General features: G+C 49.5%; 2 protein-coding genes. Both read right to left on the bottom strand.

Going from position 1 to position 2288, the window contains the following annotated elements; all coding sequences use genetic code 11:
* Positions 1-286: 286 nt before the first annotated feature.
* On the bottom strand, positions 287-751 hold the full coding sequence (locus tag FFM82_RS13365; RefSeq protein WP_137646239.1) for a hypothetical protein: 465 nt from the start codon (positions 749-751) through the stop codon (positions 287-289).
* A 36-nt stretch (positions 752-787) separates the two neighbouring features.
* Entirely contained in the window at positions 788-2032 is a 1245-nt protein-coding gene (locus FFM82_RS13370; RefSeq protein ID WP_137646240.1) for a hypothetical protein, read from the bottom strand.
* Between the last annotated feature and the right edge of the window lie 256 nt (positions 2033-2288).

Raw genomic sequence — 2288 nt, forward strand, 5'->3', positions numbered from 1 at the left:
CCCGCTAACTCTTAAAATCCCATTTACGGGTTCATGCGTGACTAACTGACTAATATTTTGGTCTTTAATTTGAAGTAATACTCGGGTAAAATGGTCTTGGGACATACTGAACACTCGCTTTCAATTGGTTTTGGTCGACTTGATTGTAGCATAGGACGGTATGTCCTTTTGTTGTGCACAAAAATGGTGTTGATGGATAGAATCCATCAACACCAAATATCATAGAGCCGAAATAAAAAGCTAAGCGCCCCGTTTAGTTCGGTTTGCTTAGCTTTTAAAAGTCGGCTTAATTAAATTGCATTAGCTCCGGTCCCCGATTCGTTAAAACGAATCCATGACCGTCACGGTGACTAAATGTCAGCCCCTCAAACTCACGGTGGCCGTTAAAATTACTCAGGCCCACGTCACCTGGTTTCAGGTGACCGAGTTTATTGGTCGGCACGGAGAAAATACTACCACTCGCAACGAGGTACAAGCGCTTATTTTGCGCGTTATACGCCATCGACTGAACGACACTACCCGGCGCGTAGCGTAACCCTTGCATCACCAACTCAAAATGAACTTGCTTGGTACTCAGGATGCCTCGATAAATCTTCGCAGAATCGCGCGGAGCCGTTTTCCACGGACTAACCGTTTTGGTCCAGTAATAGGCGTACCCGGCATTATCGAACACTAGGACGCTTCCCATATGCAGCGTTGATTTCAAGGTAAAGTTAACGGCTGCATCCGGTTTTAAAGTCGTTTGATTCAAACGTTTAACCGTCGCCTGGGCCTGACCAGTCCGAGCTTAGACGAACCATAACTCGTTAGTTCTCGGATTTAGCGCCATCGACTGAGCGTGTCCGGTCGTAAAGCGCGGACCGATCTTGATGCACGCAAGCACGTCGCGGTCCAACTGGCTGGTGGCCCGCTGATGGTACTGATCCAAAGCGGCTTGGCGTACTAACGCCATTTGACCGTTTTTCCGCGCTCCCAGCGCGGTCAACCGTTGCCAGTCATAGCGAACGACCCAGCCGCGTTGGTGGTCACTATTGCCGTCACTCGAGGTCACGTACATCACGTATAGGTAGTGATCATCCTTAGAAAAGGCGGCGCTTTGCGGATTGGTCGCCACGCTTTTCGCGGTAGCGGTCGCTAACGGTAAGTAGAGCGTCGACCGTAAGCCGTACTGGCTAGCTGGACCTTGATGTTTGGTCGTTTCGAAAACGTTGGCCGTCGGTTGCAACGTCTTCAATTCGTGGTAATTCGCCGCCGGCTGGTAGGTAAACTTCTGCATCATGTAGGCGTGCGGAACACTGACCGTTGAAAAGTTTTTTGTCTGGTACGGTACCATCACGTTACCGCTAGCTTGATACTGCGAAACGCCGGCGACGGTCCGACCGCGTTTCGTGATTCCTAACCGGGCCGTGGGCACCTGGGTAGTCAGGTACTTCGACCAGACCCAGCCGCTCTGCCTACCCTGCTTAATGAAGTAGTAGCTCACCTTTTTGCCCTTTTTATAAACGGTTCGTTGGCGCGAACGTTGGTAAGCCGTGTTGGTTTTTAAGGCCCGGCCCGTCGTAAAGCGCACGTAGCGGTTACTGCCTTTCAATTGATAAAACTTCCCCGCACGTTGGGGGTTGCGATAATACGTCTTGGTGGCAACCTTTTTAGCGGTCGTCGCCTGGTAATTCTTACCAGCTTTCAAGTAGCCGCTCCAAACCCAGCCAGTCGCACCGTTTTTAGTATTCTTAACGTAATAGTAGCAAGTCTTCTTACCGTGCTTGTAAAGGTACGTCCGCTTGGAACGTTGCCACGTCGACGTCGTGTAGTTGATCAAGTGGTGGTTGCGCTTTAGTCGCGCGTGCTTCGTCGACCCACTAATTTTGTAAGTCCACCCCTTCTTGCTTAACGAATAGTAGTCCTTATGACTGATCTTCGTCATCTTCGTTCGCCGGTAACTAGCCGCCTGACCATCAACGCCGGTGGCCGCCACCGTTACCGTACTACTCAAGAGCACCAATCCTGCCAGTGCCGTCTTCTTCCAATTCACGCTTCCCCACTCCTTAAATACCGTTCGCCCCGCAAACGGCTTGGCAGCCAGCGTGGCCTGCCAATTAAAATCATTATTTATATCATAGCATATAATAATTATTATGATGATAAATAAATAATTATTCGATAACTAAAACAATCCCCCTTCAGGGTAGTGTACTAGTCCCTGTCAAGTTGACAGGTGAAATAATATAATTCTCGGACGTAACTTAAGCGGCTTTATCGCGATATTCTTTCGCGGTGGAGCCGTTTCT

The sequence above is a fragment of the Lactiplantibacillus plajomi genome (genome assembly GCF_005405405.1).
Classification (GTDB): Bacteria; Bacillota; Bacilli; order Lactobacillales; family Lactobacillaceae; genus Lactiplantibacillus; species Lactiplantibacillus plajomi.